Source organism: Micromonospora chaiyaphumensis (assembly GCF_900091435.1).
Lineage (GTDB): Bacteria > Actinomycetota > Actinomycetes > Mycobacteriales > Micromonosporaceae > Micromonospora > Micromonospora chaiyaphumensis.
On the sequence record NZ_FMCS01000002.1, the window covers coordinates 456481 to 473387 of the forward strand.

A 16907-nucleotide genomic window follows, 5' to 3' on the forward strand; every position below is an offset into this window, starting at 1 on the left:
CCCGACCGGTTCACGGGCGGTAGCGGTAGCCCATCCCCGGTTCGGTGATCAGGTGCCGGGGCCGGGCCGGGTCGTCCTCCAGTTTGCGCCGCAGCTGGGCCATGTACTGGCGCAGGTAGTTGGTCTCGTCGTGGTATTCCGGCCCCCACACCTCGTGCAGGAGCTGGCGCTGGCTGACCAGCTTGCCCGGGTGCCGCAGCAGCTTCTCCAGCATCGCCCACTGGGTGGGGGTGAGCTTCACCTCGACGCCGTCGTCGCGGGTCACCACCCGGTCGGCGAGGTCGACGGTGTGCCGGCCGATCCGCTGGGTGGCGGCGGATCCCGGACCGGCGGCGTCGGCCGGGGAGCCGGCGAGCCGCCGGGTCACCGCCCGGATCCGGGCGAGCAGTTCGTCCACCCCGAACGGCTTGGTGACGTAGTCGTCGGCGCCCGCGTCGAGCGCGGCGACCTTGTCCTCGCTGCCGGCCCGGCCGGAGAGCACGATGATCGGCACACCGGTCCAGCCGCGCAGACCCCGGATGACCTCGGTGCCGTCCAGGTCGGGCAGGCCGAGGTCCAGCACCACGAGGTCCGGTGGATGGCCGGCGGCGGCCTTCAGCGCGGCCCGCCCGCTGTCGGCCACCTCGACGTCGTAGCCGCGGGCCCGCAGGTTGATCCGCAGGGCACGGAGGATCTGCGGCTCGTCGTCCACGACCAGGATGCGGGTCACGCCTCGCCCCTCTCCTCGGCGGCGGGCAGCCGCAGCACCATGGTCAGCCCACCGCCCGGGGTGGTCTCCGGGGTGATGCTGCCACCCATCGCCTCGGCGAGACCCCGGGACAGCGCCAGCCCCAGCCCGACCCCGGTCTGGTTGTCCCGGTCGCCAAGCCGCTGGAATGGCAGGAAGACGTGCTCCCACCGGTCCTCCGGGATGCCCGGGCCGGTGTCGATGACCCGCAGCTCGACCTGGCCCGCGTGCGCGCTGGCGGTGATCGCCGGAGGGTGTCCGGGCGGGCTGTGGCGCAGCGCGTTGGCCACGATGTTGACCAGCACCCGCTCCAGCAGGCCGGGGTCGGCGAGGGCCGCCGGAAGGTCGGGCGGGATGTCCGTGGTCACCTCGGCCGCCGCCGCGCCCAGCTCGTCCAGTGCCCGGGGTACGGCGTCCTCCAGCCCGATGGCGGTCGCCGTGACGCCCAGCGCCCCGGCCTGGAGCCGGCTCATGTCGAGCAGGTTCGCCACGAGCCGGCCCAGCCGGTCCAGCGACTCGTCGGCGGTGGCCAGCAGCTCCTCGCGGTCGTCGGCGTCGAACTCCACGTCGTGGCTGCGCAGGCTGCTCACGGCCGCCTTCGCCGAGGCCAGCGGCGTACGCAGGTCGTGGCTGACCGCGGCGAGCAGCGCGGTGCGCATCCGGTCGGCGGCGGCGAGCGGGCGGGCCGTGGCGGCCTCCTCGGCGAGCCGCTCCTGGCGCAGCGCCACGGCGGCCTGGGCGGCGAACGCCTCGACCACCCGCCGGTCGGCGGCCTCCAGCCGGCGGCCGGCGAGGACCACGGTGAGCCGCTCGTCCACGGGCACGGTGGTCTCCCCGGCGCCCGGGCTGCCCGGCGGGGCCTCCCCGACGCTCGCCACCACCCGCCAGGCCGCCGCCTCCCGGGCCCGGCCGGGCCGTCCCTCGGCCTCCGCCACCAGCTCCAGCACGCTCACCGCCCGGAGCGCGAAGGTCTCCCGCAGCCGGTCCAGCAGCGCGGGCAGCGGCCGTTCGCCGCGCAGCACCCCACCGGCCACGGTGGCCAGCGTCTGCGCGTCGGCCGAGGCCCGGGCGGCCTCCCGGGTACGCCGGGCGGCCACGTCGACCACCCAGCTCACCGCGATGGCCACCCCGACGAACACGCCGAGGGCGAGCAGGTTGTCCGCCTCGGCGATGGTCAGCGTGTGGAACGGCGGGGTGAAGAACCAGTTCAGCAGCAGCGAGCCGCCGAGCGCGGCGACCAGCGCGGGCCACATCCCCCCGACCAGCGCCACCCCGACCACCCCGGTGAGGAAGAGCAGGATGTCGTTGGTCAGGGTCAGGTCGGGCAGCGCCGCGAGCAGCAGGGTCAGCAGCGGCATGCCGAGGACCGCCAGCGCGTACCCCAGCAGCCGGCGGCGCCGGGACAGCGCGGCCGGCGCCTCGGCCGCCCGCCGACCCCGGCCGGCCTCGGCGTGGGTCACCAGGTGCACGTCGATCGGCCCGGAGAGCGCGGTGGTGGTGACCCCGACGCCCCGGGACAGCAGTTGGGCGAACCGCCCCCGGCGGCTCGCGCCGAGCACCAGCTGGGTGGCGTTGACGCCCCGCGCGAAGTCGAGCAGCGCCGCCGGCACGTTCGTGCCGAGCACCTGGTGGTACGTCCCGCCCAGGCTCTCCACGAGCACCCGCTGCCGGGCCAGCCGGGCCGGGTCGGCCCCGGCCAGCCCGTCGCTGCGCGCCACGTGCACGGCGAGCAGGTCGGCGCCCTTGCTGCGGGCGGCGATCCGGGCGGCCCGGCGGATCAGCGTCTCGCCCTCCGGCCCGCCGGTCAGCGCCACGACCACCCGCTCGCGGGCCTCCCAGGTGGCCGAGATCCCCTGCTGGGCCCGGTACGCGTCGAGCTGCTCGTCGACCTTGTCGGCCAGCCACAGCAGGGCCAGCTCGCGCAGGGCGGTGAGGTTGCCGACCCGGAAGTAGTTGCCGAGCGCCGCGTCGATCTTGTCGGGCCGGTAGATGTTGCCGTGGGCCATCCGGCGGCGCAGCGCCTCCGGGGTCATGTCCACCAGCTCGACCTGCTCGGCGGCGCGGACCACCTGGTCGGGCAGCGTCTCCCGCTGGACCGTGCCGGTGATCTGCGCGACGACGTCGTTGAGCGACTCCAGGTGCTGGATGTTCACCGTGGTCAGCACGCTGATTCCGGCGTCGAGCAGCTCCTGGACGTCCTGCCAGCGCTTGTCGTGCCGGGAGCCGGGCACGTTGGTGTGCGCCAGCTCGTCGACCACGGCCAGCTCCGGCCGCCGGGCCAGGACGCCGTCGAGGTCCATCTCGGTGAAGTCGGCGCCCCGGTAGGTGAGCGTCCGCCGGGGCACCACCTCCAGGTCACCGATCATGGCGGCGGTGTGCGGCCGGCCGTGCGTCTCGACCAGCCCGATCACCACGTCGGTGCCGCGCTCGGCGCGGCGCTGGGCCTCCTCGAGCATGGCGTACGTCTTGCCGACCCCCGGGGCGGCGCCCAGGTAGATCCGCAGTTCACCCCTGGCCACAGGTTCATCCTCCCTGACCGGCGGGAAGGGGCCCCGGCTCATCCCGGGACCCCTTTCCACGCGAACGAACTCAGCGCGCCGGGAACCTCTCGTCGAGCGCGAGGTTGAGCTCCAGGACGTTCACGCCGGGCTCGCCCATGAAGCCGAGGGACCGGCCGGTGGTGTGCTCCGCGACCAGCTTCCGGACCGCCGCCGGGTCCGCGCCGCGCTCACGCGCCACCCGGGCCACCTGGATCTCCGCGTACGCCGGGGAGATGTGCGGATCGAGGCCGCTGCCGCTGGCGGTGACCGCGTCGGCCGGCACGGCCGGCCTGGCCGGCGCGTCGCCCCGGACCGGCGTGACGATGCCGCCCTCGGCCACGTAGTCGTGGTCCGGCTGGGCCAGCTCGACCGGGACGCCCTGCCAGGTGGCCACGAAGGGCGTCGCGGGCGCGACCTGGTTGACGCTGACCACCCGGGTGATCGGGCCGGTGAACCCGTCGGCGCGGAACACGGCCAGGACCGCGCCCACCCCGTCCGCTGTGCAGTAGGGGCGCCGGCCGTCGACGCCGTCCAGCTCGCCGACCGCCTTGCTCCGGGAACAGACCTGGGTGAGCAGGCTCTGGGTGGAGTCGTCGGCGTCGGCGGCGATGGTGTCGACCACGCTCTCCGGGCCCAGGTTGCTGGCCGCGGTGGCGGTCGGGTCGTAGCCGTCGCCGGCCGCCGACGGCCGGGACTGGAAGTAGCGCGGTACGGGGTTGCCGTCCGCATCGGTGAAGGACTGGCCGATGAGCGAGCTGCCCACGGTCGTGCCGCTGACGCTCACCAGCGAGCCGTCGGCCCTGCCGTCGAGACCGGGGATCCGGCCGACGGCCACCAGGGCCAGCGGGTAGGCGAGGCCGAGCAGGACGGTGAACACGAGCAGCGCGCGCAGGGCGGCCAGATGGTGGGCGAGCCAGGCAGGGAGGCGCATCACGAGATCCCCGGAATGAGCTGGATGAGCAGGTCGATGAGTTTGATGCCGATGAACGGCACGATGATGCCGCCGAGGCCGTAGAGCCACAGGTTGCGGCTGAGCAGCTTCGACGCGCTCGCGGGCCGGTAGCGCACACCGCGCAGGGCCAGCGGGATGAGCGCGACGATGACGATCGCGTTGAAGATGACCGCGGAGAGGATCGCCGACTCGGGGCTGGCAAGCCGCATCACGTTGAGCGCGTCCAGGCTCGGGAAGATGCCGGCGAACATGGCCGGGATGATGGCGAAGTACTTCGCGATGTCGTTGGCGATCGAGAAGGTCGTCAGCGCGCCCCGGGTGATCAGCAACTGCTTGCCGATCTCCACGATCTCGATGAGCTTGGTCGGGTCGGAGTCGAGGTCGACCATGTTGCCGGCCTCCTTGGCGGCCGACGTGCCGGTGTTCATGGCCACGCCGACGTCGGCCTGGGCGAGGGCCGGCGCGTCGTTGGTGCCGTCGCCGGTCATCGCGACCAGGCGGCCGCCCTCCTGCTCCTTCTTGATGAGGGCGAGCTTGTCCTCGGGCGTGGCCTCGGCGAGGAAGTCGTCCACGCCGGCCTCGTCCGCGATCGCCTTCGCGGTCCGCGGGTTGTCACCCGTGATCATCACGGTCCGGATGCCCATCCGACGCATCTCGTCGAACCGGTCCCGCATACCCGTCTTGACGATGTCCTTGAGGTGGATGACGCCGAGGGTCCGGGCCGTCTGGCCGTCGGTGTGCTCGGCGACGACGAGCGGGGTGCCGCCGATGCCACTGATCTCGTCGACGAGCTGACCGACCTGCTCGGTCGGGTGGCCGCCGTTCTCGCGTACCCACTTCATCACCGCGGCGGCGGCGCCCTTGCGGATCCGGCGGACACCCCCGTCGACGCCCGCCGCGCCGAGGTCGACGCCGCTCATCCGGGTCTGCGCGGTGAACGCCACGAAGGTGGCGTGCGGGATGAGGCCGGGCTCGCGCTCACGCAGCCCGAACTCGTTCTTGGCGAGCACCACGACGGAACGGCCCTCGGGGGTCTCGTCGGCGAGGCTGGACAGTTGCGCGGCGTCGGCGACCTCGGCGGCGGTCACCCCCTCGACCGGCAGGAACTCGGCGGCCTGCCGGTTGCCCAGGGTGATCGTGCCCGTCTTGTCCAGCAGCAGGGTGTTGACATCGCCGGCCGCCTCGACCGCCCGGCCGCTCATGGCCAGGACGTTGCGCTGCACGAGGCGGTCCATGCCGGCGATGCCGATCGCCGACAGCAGGGCCCCGATGGTGGTGGGGATCAGGCAGACCAGCAGCGACACGAGCACCACGCCACTGACACCGGCCTCGGTGAGCGCACCGGTGTCGGGGGCGGCCGCCTGGTAGCCCTTGGCGAAGATCGCCAGCGGCTGGAGGGTCACCACGGCCAGCAGGAAGATGATCGTGAGCGCGGCGAGCAGGATGTTCAGCGCGATCTCGTTCGGGGTCTTCTGCCGGTTGGCGCCCTCGACCAGGGCGATCATGCGATCGATGAAGCTCTCGCCCGGCTTCTGGGTGACCTTCACGATGATCCGGTCGGACAGCACGCGGGTGCCACCGGTGACCGCGCTGCGGTCGCCGCCGGACTCCCGGATCACGGGCGCCGACTCACCGGTGATGGCCGACTCGTCCACGCTGGCGATGCCCTCGACCACGTCCCCGTCGCCGGGGATGATGTTGCCGGCCTCGACCAGGACGATGTCGCCCTGCCGGAGCTGCGGCGCGGGGACCGCCTCGTCGCGGTAGGCGTTCGCCGCCGCACCGGGCTTCCAGTCGATCAGGCGGGTGGCGATGGTGTCCTGCTTCGCCTGCCGCAGGGCCGCGGCCTGGGCCTTGCCCCGGCCCTCGGCGACCGCCTCGGCGAGGTTCGCGAAGACCACGGTGAGCCACAGCCAGATGGTGATCGCCCACGCGAAGACCGACGGGTCGGCCACCGCCAGGACGGTGGTGAAGACGGCGCCGATCTCGACGATGAGCATCACCGGGTTGCGCCAGAGCGTGCGGGGGTCGAGCTTGCGGAGCGCGTCGGGCAGCGACCGGATCAGCTGCCTCGGGTCCAGCAGCCCCCCGCCGACCCGGTTGCCGTGGATCGCGGGCGTGCCGGGCACCGGCTCCTCGTCGGTGCCGGATGTCACGGGCGTGACGGACATTTTCTCGTTCCTCATGGTGGTCACAGCCCCTCAGCGAGGGGGCCGAGCGCGAGCGCGGGAAGGAAGGTCAGCGCCACGAGGATCACCGTGACCCCGACGACCATCCCGACGAAGAGCGGTCGGTGGGTCGGCAGGGTGCCCTCGGACGCGGGAGTGGGCTGCTGTCGGGCCAGCGAACCGGCCAGGGCGAGCACGAAGATGAGGGGCAGGAACCGGCCGAGCAGCATGCAGAGTCCGAGAGCTGGGTCCCACCAGGTCGTGTTCACCGTGATGCCGCCGAACGCGGATCCGTTGTTGTTGGCGGCCGAGGTGAAGGCGTACAGCACCTCGGAGAGGCCGTGCGGGCCCACGTTGAGCGCCGTGGCGTTGTTGCCCGTGGCGAACGCCGCCGCCGTGCCGGCCAGCACCAGCGCCGGAGTGATCAGGAAGTACAGCGAGGCCAGCTTGATCTCGCGCGAACCGATCTTCTTGCCGACGTACTCCGGCGTGCGGCCGACCATCAGGCCGGCGACGAACACCGTGATGACCGCCAGGATCAGCAGGCCGTAGAGGCCGGAGCCGACGCCACCGGGCGCGACCTCGCCGAGCATCATGTTGCCCAGCGTCATCATCCCGCCCAGCGCGGTGTACGAGTCGTGGAACGAGTTGACCGCGCCCGTCGAGGTGAGCGTGGTGGCCGCGGCGAAGGTGGCCGAGTTCGACACGTCGAACCGGACGTCCTTGCCCTCCAGCGCCGCGCCGACCGCCTGCGGCACGGTGCCGTTGCCGGTCAGCTCGAAGACGTTGGTCAGCGTGATGCTGGCCAGGGCGAGGATCGCCATGACCGCGGCGATCGCGTAGCCCTGCCGGTTCTGCCCGACCATCCGGCCGAACACCCGGGGCAGGCTGAACGGGATCACCAGGATCAGGAAGATCTGGAGCCAGTTCGTCCAGGTCGTCGGGTTCTCGAACGGGTGGGCGCTGTTGGTGTTGTAGAAGCCGCCGCCGTTGGTGCCCAGCTCCTTGATGACCTCCTGGCTGGCCACCGGGCCGCCGGTGATGTGCTGCGTGCCGCCCGTCAGCGTGGTCACATCGGTGCCGCCGGACAGGTTCTGCACGGCGCCGCCGATCATCAGGGCGAGCGCGCCGAGCACCGCGACGGGCAGCAGGATCCGCAGCGTGATCCGGGTCAGGTCGACCCAGAAGTTGCCCAGCTCCCCGGTGCGGCTGCGGGCGAACCCGCGAATCAGGGCCACCGCCACGGCGAGGCCGACCGCGGCCGAGACGAAGTTCTGCACGGCCAGGCCGGCCATCTGCACGAGATGGCCCATGGTCGACTCACCCGAGTACGACTGCCAGTTCGTGTTGGTCACGAACGAGACCGCCGTGTTCCAGGCGCCGTGCGGCACCACGGGGTCGAAGCCCAGCGAGAGCCAGAGCTTGTCCTGCACCCGCTGGAACAGGTAAAGGAACAGGATCGAGACGGCCGAGAAGGCCAGTGCGCTGCGGGCGTAGACGCCCCAGGTCTGCTCGGCGGCCGGGTTGACCCCGACCAGGCGGTAGATCCCGCGCTCGACGCGGGAGGACCGGGTGCCGGAGACCACCCGGTACAGGTGGTCGCCGAACGGCCGGTGCACGGCGACCAGCGCCACCACCAGCGACAGGACGAAGAGCACCCCGGCTGTTGTCATGCTCATCAGAACCGCTCCGGGAACAGCAGGGCGACGACCAGGAACACGGCCAGGCCGATCGCCAGCACCAGGCCGACAGCGTTGACGGCGCTCACAGCTTCTCCACGCCCCTCACCACGAGGGCGAGAGCCGCGAACAGCCCCACCGTCAGCAACACGAACAGCACGTCAGACACGGCTGACTCCTCTTACCGGACGTTGTCGGGCGACCGCCTTCCGGTCGCGCCGAGCCATCACAACGCCGGATCGGGCGCGCGGACAGGGGCTATAACGCGACCGTGACGGCCGCGGCCGGTTTCTTGACGCGTCTTTCACGCGGACCGGCCCGCACGGTGAGCCGGGTCACCCGGAACTCAGCGGTTCGTGTCGGCACCGGTGGCGACGAGAGCCTCAACCACGTCGCGCACCCTGCGGTGGGCGCCCGGGGAGATCATCGCCGGGGGGCGGAATGGAACGTACGGCGACGGATCCCCTGTCGATCGGCAGTCCGATCGACAGGGGATCCGGCCGGAAACTAGGAGAGGTCGACGGCGCCGGGACCGGGCCGCGGGACTGACCGGGCCACCGGCGTCAGCGCCGCACCTCGCGCCACCCGGCGCCGCTGCCGCGCCACGCACCCGCCAGGATGCTCGCCGAGCCCCGGCTCGGGCACTCCTGGATCTTCGACCGGCCGCTGGCGCCGCCGATCTGGGCCTGCACCTCCCAGCGCTGCCCGTCGGTGCGGATGTAGACGTCACGACGCCCACGCGGGGCGGTGACCCCGTTCCACCAGTGCTCCTCCACCATCACGTGGTGACGGTAGCGCAGCAGCCGACCGGCCCGCACCTGCCGGTACGGGCCGGATCCCGGCTCAGCCGTCGAGGCGGCGGACCATGTTCATGATCGTCTCGACCTGGGCGCCACCCTTGATGGGATAGTTCGTCGCGCCGAGGTAGCCCCACCAGTCCCAGCAGCCGTTCGGGTTCACCGCGCCGGCGACCGCCTGCGGATAGAGCACGATCAACCGGTTGGTGTCGGCGTACTGGTTGAGGTTGGCCCGGTCGACGAAGGCGGTGCCGACCTTGGCGTATCCCTGGGCGCACCCGTGCAGGGCGACCAGCAGCCGGCAGGTGGTGCCCGCGGCGCAGGCGCTCGGCACGTACGCGAAGCCGTTGGCGTCCATGCTCAGCCCGTTGGCCCAGCCGTTGGTGGCGAACGTGTCCTGACCGAACCGGATCAGGGTCCCGCCCAGCGGCCCGGTGTTCGGCGCGGAGACGGAACCGAGCAGTTTGCCGAGGAGCGCGCCCTGCGGGTCGGTGCCGCAGTCGGCGAGGAACGGCGAGGCGGTGGCCGTGCAGCCGACCGTGCCGTAGGGGGTGACCCAGGAGTGGCCGGCCGCGCTGCCGGAGTCGTAGCGGACGCTCGCCCCGAAGTCCTGGTAGTAGCGGACCAGGTCGTCGGTGACCGACTTCTTCACCGTGCCGTCGTTGTTGCCGTGGTAGACGTACACCGGCTGGCCGGCGAGGTTGCCGGTGCCGTCCACCCAGCCGTAGGACGCCCAGGTGCGGGTGTAGCTCTCCAGGGTGGCGACGTGGGTCGGGTAGAGGTTGTCGCCGCAGCCGTAGAGGGCCTGGGAGACGTTGTTCTGGGCGCAGTAGTAGGGGCCGGCCGCGAAGATCGCGGCGCCCCGGATCCGCGCCGAGTAGGCGACCTGGAGCTGGGTGGCCAGGTAGCCACCGGAGGAGACCCCGGCGACGTACACGGCGGAGATCGGGTAGGTGCGCAGCGAGCCCGCCACCGGGGTCTTGGTGTAGGGCGTGCTCGCGGCCCGGGCGGCGACTCCGCCGGGCAGGATCAGGAGGAGGGCGGCGGCGAGGGTGGTGACGGCCTTCCACGGTGTCTTCATGGCGTTCTCCCGTCGGAGCGCCGGCGGGACGGCCGGCGTGCCGGCACGCTAACGTGACATAGACCACAGCAGATATCCGGGCGGCCGACACCTCGGGGGAGGTGGAGGTGTGGCCGGCCCACCCGTCGTTTCCGCACCGGTGGGCGGGGTACGCGCCAGGCATGCCCGAGGGCCACCTCATCCACCGGTACGCGCGGGAGCAGCACGAGGCCCTCGCCGGGCGTGCCGTCACGCTCTCCAGCCCGCAGGGCCGCTTCGACCCGGCCCCGTACGCGGGCCGGCCACTGCGGGCGGTCGAGGCCGACGGCAAGCACCTGCTCTACCACTTTCCCGACGCCCCCGTCCTGCACGTCCACCTCGGCATGCGCGGGCTGTTCCTGCGCTACGACGACCCGGCCGCGCCACCCCGTTCCGGCACCCGGCTGCGGCTGGCCGGCGCGTCGGTGGCGTACGACCTCATCGCGCCCATCCGCTGCGAGCCGCTGCCCGCCGACGCGGAGCACGCCCTACGGGCCTCGCTCGGGCCGGACCCGCTGCGCGCCGACGCCGACCCGGTCGAGGCGGTCCGCCGGCTCACCGCGACCGGCGCGCCCGTCGGCGCGGCGCTGCTCGACCAGGCCGTCTGGGCCGGTATCGGCAACGCGTGGCGGGCCGAACTGCTCTTCCTGGCCGGGCTGGACCCGGACGCCCGGGCGGTCGGCGCCCCGGCGGCGGAGCGGCTGTGGCAGCTCGCCGTGGTCCACCTCGCGCTCGGCCGCGACCTGGGCCAGGTGGTCAGCGACCCGGCCGCGCCGGACGAGCGGTGGGTGTACAAGCGGGAGCACTGCCGGCGCTGCGGAAGCCCGGTGCGGACGTGGCAGGTGGGTGGCCGGACCGCGTACGCCTGCCCCGTGGACCAGCCGGCCGGTTAATTCGCTTGGCGGCCGGCGTGCCGCTGGCTAGCCTCGCCGCCAACGTCACTCCGACTGCCTGAAGAGGGTGTTCTGGTGCCCGTGCCGAGCGCTTCCCGTCTCGTTCCGACCTTTGCACCCTTCCCTTGGAGTGACCGCTTTGGATCTGCCACGTAGCTTCACCATCCGCGAGGGCGACCTCCGGATCCTCAACCCGTTCGACGACGCCAAGCTCGCCACCCTGGGCCGGGCGCTCAAGCTCCGGCCCGGCGCGTCGATCCTCGACCTGTGCAGCGGCAAGGGTGAGCTGCTCTGCACCTGGGCCCGGGACCACGGCGTCACCGGCACCGGGGTGGACATCAGCACCGCCTTCACCGCCGCCGCCCGGGCGCGCGCCGCCGAGCTGGGCGTCGCCGACCGGGTCCGGTTCGTGCACGGGGATGCCGCGACCCACGTACCCGAGCAGCGCGTCGACCTGGCCGCCTGCGTCGGGGCGACCTGGATCGGCGGGGGTGTTCCCGGGACCCTGGAGATCCTGGAACGCGCCCTGCGTCCCGGCGGGATGGCCCTGGTGGGCGAGCCGTACTGGCGGCTCGACCCGCCCGACGAGGAGACCGTGGCCGGGTGCCACGCCCGCTCGCGGGACGAGTTCCGGGACCTGCCCGGGCTGGTCGAGCTCTTCGGCGAGTGCGGCTGGGACCTGGTCGAGATGGTCCTCGCCGACCAGGACAGCTGGGACCGCTACGCCGCCGCGCACTGGCTCAACCTGCGCCGCTGGCTGGACGCGAACCCCGACGACGAGCTGGCCGGAGAGCTGCGCCGGGAACTGACCGACGACCCGCTGCGGCACGTCCGCTACCAGCGGGAGCACCTGGGTTGGGGCGTCTTCGCCCTGCTCCGCCGCTGACCGCCGGACCGGCTCCCGGTGCCACGCCGGGAGCCGGTCGGGCCGGCTTAGCCGACGGCTACCCAGGGTAAGACCCGTCCATGGGACAGCTGCGCACCTCGCCGCCACCGCCGCAGGCCACCGAGCTGGAGCAGTGGGTGCTCAGCACGGCCGAGGAACTGCGTGAGCTGCGGGCCTCGCTGCGCGACGCGCTGACCCGGCACGGCCTGGTGCAGGGCGAGGACCTCGACGAGGTGCCCCACCTCGTGGTGCTCGTCGCCACCGAACTGGCGACCAACGCGCTGCGGCACGGCCGGCCGCCGACGATCGTCACCCTGCTCGCGACCGACGACACCTTCCTGCTCGACGTGGCGGACCACGACCTCAGAACCGTCCCCGGGCTGGGCGACATCCACCCGCTCGACTCGGGCGGCCGCGGGCTGATGCTGGCCGAGTCGGTGTCCCTCGCCGTCGGCTGGTACGCCACCGAGGGGACGAAGAACATCTGGGCCTCGTTCCCGCGGTGACGTCGCCCGACGGCCCGAGGGTCAGGCGGGCGCCGGGCAGTCGAGGCTGGTGCGCAGTTTGCTGACCTGGTCGGCGATCTGGCGGCCCGTGGGGGTCTGCGGGGGCGTGGCCCGGTAGGTGTCGTCGAGCGTCACCACGAGGGCGCACAGGTTCTGCACGGATTCCCGGGCTACGGCGTTGGCGTACACCATGGACGAGATGGTCGCGACCAGCGCGAACAGGAAGGACGCGATCATCAGGCGGGTGGTGCGGGAGCCCAGGTGCCACTGCGCGGCGGTCATCTCACTCACCCCTTCCACAGGGCGGCGGCGATGGCGACGGCGGCGGCCGCGAGTCCGGCAACGGAGATGCCGATGGCGAACTGGTCGTATCGCTGACGCCATTGCGCCGCAGCGACAGGAGCCCAACCCCCGCCGGGATCCCCAGGATGGTCACGTACGTCCCCAGGAGAATGGCGTTGGCCTGACCGGGCGGCACGATTGTCGTCTGGTGGACTATCCCGCCGAGTCCCACGAGGATGCAGCCGCCATCGAGGAAGATCCTCATGGCTCGCTCTGTTTTCATCGTCCACAGCCCTTAGCCCTTCCGCCGCCACCGCTGTCGCTCCCCGGCGACGCACTGCGTTGGGCGCCCCTCCACGGTAGCCACGGAAAGCGGTAAAACCCCAGGTCAGAGGCACTATCTGCAATTTGCGGCCCGGCCGTTCACCGCCATCTGACCCGCGCCGCGGGTCGGTCAGTCCTCCGCCGGGATCGGGTCGTCGTACTGGCCGGAGGGGCCGCTGTGCGGTGCACCGCCGACGCGGGGCCACGCGTTGGGGAGGCAGCCGTGCAGGCCGAGGGTCTGCTGCTCCATCACCGGCGCCGGGCCGCCGGCCCGCGGGCAGAGTTCGTGGCCCCGGCCGAGCCGGTGCCCCACCTCGTGGTTGAGCAGGTACTGCCGGTAGAGGCCGAGGTCGGGGAACTGCGGCACGCCGTGCACCCAGCGCGCCACGTTGATCACCACCTGATCGCCGTTGCGGCAGGAGGTGTAGTGGTCGGTGGTGTCGGCGCACAGCCGGCCCCGGGTCACCGGCGTGGTCAGCAGCACCGTGAAGTCGGCCGGATCGTCGCGCCCCACCCGTTGCAGCCGCCAGCGGCCGTCGCCGGTCCAGCCGCGCGGATCGGCCAGCGTCGCGGCCACCTCCCGGGCGAAGCGCTCCACGTCGACGTTGCCGATGCCGGCCTCCACGGCGACCCGGTAGCGGAGCAGCTCGCCACCGCGGCCGGCCACCGCGCCGACGCCGGTGGCGGTGCGGAACCGGCCCGTACCCCGGTCCGGGTAGCTGATGCCGGTCGGCACCCGGCCGGCGGCCGGGACCGGCGGCGCGGCGGGCCTGGTCACCGCCGGGCGGGTCGGCCCGGGGGCCGGGGCGCCGGGCCGCACGCCGGCCGCGACCAGCAGGTCCGGGTGACGCCGGGCCGCGTAACCGGCGAGGCCGGCCGCGACCAGCAGCAGCACCAGGGTCAGGGTGCCGGCGCGGGACGCCCGCCGCCGACGGTGCAGACCCCGGTCCCGCCCGCCCCGCCCGCCCACGTCGGTCTCCGTCCGTCGCGCCGCCCCGATCCGGTCAGAAGTACGGACGCCGGGCCCGGACGGATGAACGGTGAGCGCGCTCACGGGTCGGGGTCGCTCCCGCGCCGGTACCGTTCGTTGCCGGGTGCGCGACCCGCCACCTGCCGCCAGAGAGGGAGCCACCCGTGCCGGATGCCGAGCAGGTGCTCGCCGACGCCCTCGCGGCGGCGCGCGGCACCGACGTACGCGCGGCCGAGCGGGCCCTGGACCGGCTGGTGGTGGCCGACCCGCCGGCCGTCGACGTGGCGCTGCTCACCCGGCTGACCCGGGGCGTGGCACGGCTCTGGCCACGCGGCTGGCAGCCCGTGGACCTGGAGCGGATCGCCGCCCGCCGGCTGACCCCGCGGGGCGCGCGGCTGCTCCGGGACGTGCTGGCCGCCCAGCGGCGTGCACTGCCCGATCCGGTCCCGTCCTGGTTCGACGACCAGCTCGCCGAGCTGGGCGCACGGTGGGACGGCGACGCGGGCTGGCTGGACCGGCGCGCCGAGGGCGATCGGATCAGCGCGCTGCGGGACGCCGTCGACGCGCTCGCCCTGGTGGCCGGGCTGCCGCCGATCGCGGTGCTCCGCCCGCCGCCGGGCGGACCGGCCGCCGCCACCCGCACCACCACCCCGGCCACCGGCTCGCGGATGCTGGACCGGGTACGCGCGCTGCTGGCCAAGGCCGAGTCGACCACGTTCCCCGCCGAGGCGGAGGCGCTCACCGGCAAGGCGCAGGAGCTGATGGCCCGGCACAGCATCGACGCGGCCCTGCTCGACGCCGCCGCCGAGCGTCCCGACCGGCCCGGCGGGGTGCGGCTCGGCACGGACGCCCCGTACGCGGCGGCGAAGGCGCTGCTCATCCAGGAGGTGGCCGGGGCCAACCGCTGCGAGTCGATCTGGTCCGACGACCTGGGCTTCGCGACCGTGCTGGGCTTCCCGGCCGACCTGGCCGCCGTCGAGCTGCTGCACACCTCGCTGCTGGTGCAGGCCACCGCCGCGATGCTGCGCGGCCGGGGCGAGCGCCGCACGGGCAGCGACCGGCGCACCAAGGGCTACGACGAGTCGTTCCTCAACGCGTTCGCGCTGCGGATCGGGGAGCGCCTGAGGGCGGCCACCGCGGCGGCGGCCGAGGAACGGGCCGACGACCGCCTGCTCCCGGTGCTCGCCGCCCGCTCGGACGCCGTCAAGGAGCGGGTCGACCAGCTCTTCCCCGGGGTCACGCGGCACCGGCTCCAGGTCCGCGACGCGGAGGGCTGGACCTCGGGCACCACGGCCGCGGACCGCGCCTCCCTGGACCCCGGCGCGCCGACGCGCCGGCCGCTGCGCGGGGCCCGCTGACTTTTCCTCGGGGAGGATGTCGGATCAGACGAGCCGGCTCCGACCCGTCTGCGAGAGGCGCCACCGCCGGTGGCCCCGACCCGAGGAGTGGACCGTGAAGTACATGCTGCTGATCTGGAACCGGCCGGGCTTCGTCGAGGAGCTGTCCGAGGACGAGCGGAACGCGATCTTCGGCGAGGTCGACGTGATCATGAAGGAGCTGACCGAGTCCGGTGAGCTGGTCGGCGGGGAGGCGCTGGCCCACCCGGCACAGACCCGCACCGTCCGGCCCGCCGCCGGTGGCGGCACCGAGATCACCGACGGGCCGTTCGTGGAGAGCAAGGAGCAGTTCGCCGGCTACCTGACCGTCGACTGCGAGACCCCGGAACGGGCCGCCGAGATCGCCGCGCGCTGGCCGGACGTCGCGCACGGCGTGGGCGTGCTGGAGGTGCGGCCGGTGATGGAGCAGGCCGGGACGGAGATGTGACCGACCGGGCGGTCGAGGACCTGCTGCGCGCCCTCGCGCCGCAGGTCCTCGGCGTGCTCGTCCGCCGGCACGGCCAGTTCTACGCGTGCGAGGACGCCGTCCAGGAGGCGTTGCTCGCCGCCGCGACCCAGTGGCCGGCGCAGGGCGTGCCGGACCACCCCCGCTCGTGGCTGGTCACCGTGGCGACCCGCCGGCTCACCGACGAGTGGCGCAGCGAGCGGGCCCGCCGGGACCGCGAGGTCGCGGTGGCGGTCCGGGAACCGGCGTACGCGGCGGTCGCCCCGCCCGCCGACGAGGAGCCGCCGAGCGGGGACGACACGCTGAAGCTGCTCTTCCTCTGCTGCCATCCGGCGCTCACCGTCAGCGCCCAGGTGGCGCTCACCCTGCGGGCGGTCGGCGGGTTGAGCACCGCCGAGATCGCCCGGGCGTACCTGGTGCCCGAGGCCACCATGAGCCAGCGGATCCGCCGTGCCAAGCAGCGGATCGAGGCGGCCGGGGCCCGATTCGCCATGCCCTCGCCGGCCGACCGGGACGCGCGGCTGCGCGCCGTTCTGCACGTCCTCTACCTGGTCTTCAACGAGGGCTACACCGCGTCCAGCGGGGCCGAACTGCACCGGGCCGAACTGACCGGCGAGGCCATCCGGCTGGCCCGGGAGCTGCGCCGGCTGCTGCCCGACGACGGCGAGGTGGCCGGGCTGCTGGCCCTCATGCTGCTCACCGACGCGCACCGGGCGGCGCGTACCGGCCCGGGTGGCGAGCTGGTGCCACTGGCCGAGCAGGACCGCACCCGCTGGGACCGGGTGGAGATCGCCGAGGGCGTGGCCCTGGTGACCGAGGCGCTGACCTGGTCGGCCCCCGGCCCCTACCAGGTGCAGGCCGCCATCGCGGCGGTGCACGCCGAGGCACCCACGGCGGCCGACACCGACTGGCCGCAGATCGTCGCGCTCTACCGGGTGCTGGCCCGGCTCGCGCCGAACCCGATGGTCACCCTCAACCAGGCGGCCGCGGTGGCCATGGTGGACGGTCCGCGGGCCGGGCTCGCCCTGCTGGCACCCCTGGACGTCGACGAGCGGACCGCCAACCACCACCGGCTCGCCGCCGTCCGGGCCCACCTGCTCGAACTGGCCGGCGACCGGGACGACGCCCGGGCCGCCTACCTGGCCGCCGCCCGCGCCACCACCAGCCTGCCCGAACGGCACTACCTCGAGGTACGCGCCGCGCGACTCGCGACCGACCGATGAGGAACGCAGACGGGAAGGT

General features: G+C 73.6%; 16 protein-coding genes. 6 read left to right on the forward strand and 10 right to left on the reverse strand.

Features of this window, described 5'->3' with window-relative positions; genetic code table 11:
• Positions 1-10 precede the first annotated feature (10 nt).
• The 8 genes from GA0070214_RS07950 to GA0070214_RS07985 all read right to left on the reverse strand — a co-directional run bounded on the left by GA0070214_RS07950 (position 11) and on the right by GA0070214_RS07985 (position 9944).
• The gene (locus GA0070214_RS07950; RefSeq protein ID WP_091260861.1) at positions 11-709 is read right to left on the reverse strand and encodes a response regulator; all 699 of its coding nucleotides are present in this window, start codon (positions 707-709) and stop codon (positions 11-13) included.
• On the reverse strand, positions 706-3246 hold the full coding sequence (locus GA0070214_RS07955) for a sensor histidine kinase (protein WP_091260864.1): 2541 nt from the start codon (positions 3244-3246) through the stop codon (positions 706-708). Before GA0070214_RS07955 ends, GA0070214_RS07950 begins: the two co-directional genes overlap by 4 nt.
• Before the next feature lie 70 nt (positions 3247-3316).
• A complete protein-coding gene (locus GA0070214_RS07960; RefSeq protein WP_091260866.1) occupies positions 3317-4198 on the reverse strand; it encodes a potassium-transporting ATPase subunit C in 882 nt (293 codons plus the stop codon).
• Complete coding sequence (gene kdpB, locus GA0070214_RS07965) at positions 4198-6390, reverse strand: potassium-transporting ATPase subunit KdpB (RefSeq protein WP_244167595.1); 2193 nt, start codon at positions 6388-6390, stop codon at positions 4198-4200. Before kdpB ends, GA0070214_RS07960 begins: the two co-directional genes overlap by 1 nt.
• A 20-nt stretch (positions 6391-6410) precedes the next feature.
• A complete protein-coding gene (kdpA, locus tag GA0070214_RS07970) occupies positions 6411-8066 on the reverse strand; it encodes a potassium-transporting ATPase subunit KdpA (RefSeq protein WP_091260868.1) in 1656 nt (551 codons plus the stop codon).
• Positions 8066-8155, reverse strand: a complete 90-nt coding sequence (gene kdpF, locus GA0070214_RS07975) for a K(+)-transporting ATPase subunit F (RefSeq protein ID WP_074475088.1) — start codon at positions 8153-8155, stop codon at positions 8066-8068. Before kdpF ends, kdpA begins: the two co-directional genes overlap by 1 nt.
• Before the next feature lie 474 nt (positions 8156-8629).
• Entirely contained in the window at positions 8630-8845 is a 216-nt protein-coding gene (locus GA0070214_RS07980; protein WP_244167616.1) for a hypothetical protein, read from the reverse strand.
• 64 nt (positions 8846-8909) lie between these two features.
• On the reverse strand, positions 8910-9944 hold the full coding sequence (locus tag GA0070214_RS07985; protein ID WP_091260870.1) for an extracellular catalytic domain type 2 short-chain-length polyhydroxyalkanoate depolymerase: 1035 nt from the start codon (positions 9942-9944) through the stop codon (positions 8910-8912).
• A gap of 161 nt (positions 9945-10105) precedes the next feature.
• Here GA0070214_RS07985 and GA0070214_RS07990 point away from each other — a divergent pair, with 161 nt between their 5' ends.
• From GA0070214_RS07990 to GA0070214_RS08000, 3 genes are all read left to right on the forward strand, one after another.
• On the forward strand, positions 10106-10855 hold the full coding sequence (locus GA0070214_RS07990) for an Fpg/Nei family DNA glycosylase (protein WP_091260872.1): 750 nt from the start codon (positions 10106-10108) through the stop codon (positions 10853-10855).
• Between the two features lie 130 nt (positions 10856-10985).
• Positions 10986-11741 (forward strand): SAM-dependent methyltransferase, encoded by a 756-nt coding sequence (locus GA0070214_RS07995; RefSeq protein WP_208602679.1) that lies wholly within the window; start codon positions 10986-10988, stop codon positions 11739-11741.
• 80 nt (positions 11742-11821) lie between these two features.
• The gene (locus GA0070214_RS08000; protein ID WP_091260874.1) at positions 11822-12247 is read left to right on the forward strand and encodes an ATP-binding protein; all 426 of its coding nucleotides are present in this window, start codon (positions 11822-11824) and stop codon (positions 12245-12247) included.
• Between the two features lie 21 nt (positions 12248-12268).
• Here the strand turns inward: GA0070214_RS08000 and GA0070214_RS08005 are convergent, their stop codons facing one another.
• On the reverse strand, positions 12269-12529 hold the full coding sequence (locus GA0070214_RS08005; RefSeq protein WP_091260876.1) for a hypothetical protein: 261 nt from the start codon (positions 12527-12529) through the stop codon (positions 12269-12271).
• 454 nt (positions 12530-12983) lie between these two features.
• Positions 12984-13823 (reverse strand): DUF3152 domain-containing protein, encoded by an 840-nt coding sequence (locus GA0070214_RS08010; protein ID WP_244167596.1) that lies wholly within the window; start codon positions 13821-13823, stop codon positions 12984-12986.
• Positions 13824-13987: 164 nt separating this feature from the next.
• Here GA0070214_RS08010 and GA0070214_RS08015 point away from each other — a divergent pair, with 164 nt between their 5' ends.
• The 3 genes from GA0070214_RS08015 (at position 13988) to GA0070214_RS08025 (ending at position 16888) form a co-directional block, all read left to right on the forward strand.
• On the forward strand, positions 13988-15181 hold the full coding sequence (locus tag GA0070214_RS08015; RefSeq protein ID WP_091260878.1) for a DUF2786 domain-containing protein: 1194 nt from the start codon (positions 13988-13990) through the stop codon (positions 15179-15181).
• Positions 15182-15284: 103 nt separating this feature from the next.
• Complete coding sequence (locus GA0070214_RS08020; RefSeq protein ID WP_244167617.1) at positions 15285-15647, forward strand: YciI family protein; 363 nt, start codon at positions 15285-15287, stop codon at positions 15645-15647.
• Entirely contained in the window at positions 15644-16888 is a 1245-nt protein-coding gene (locus GA0070214_RS08025; RefSeq protein ID WP_091260883.1) for an RNA polymerase sigma factor, read from the forward strand. Before GA0070214_RS08020 ends, GA0070214_RS08025 begins: the two co-directional genes overlap by 4 nt.
• Positions 16889-16907 lie beyond the last annotated feature (19 nt).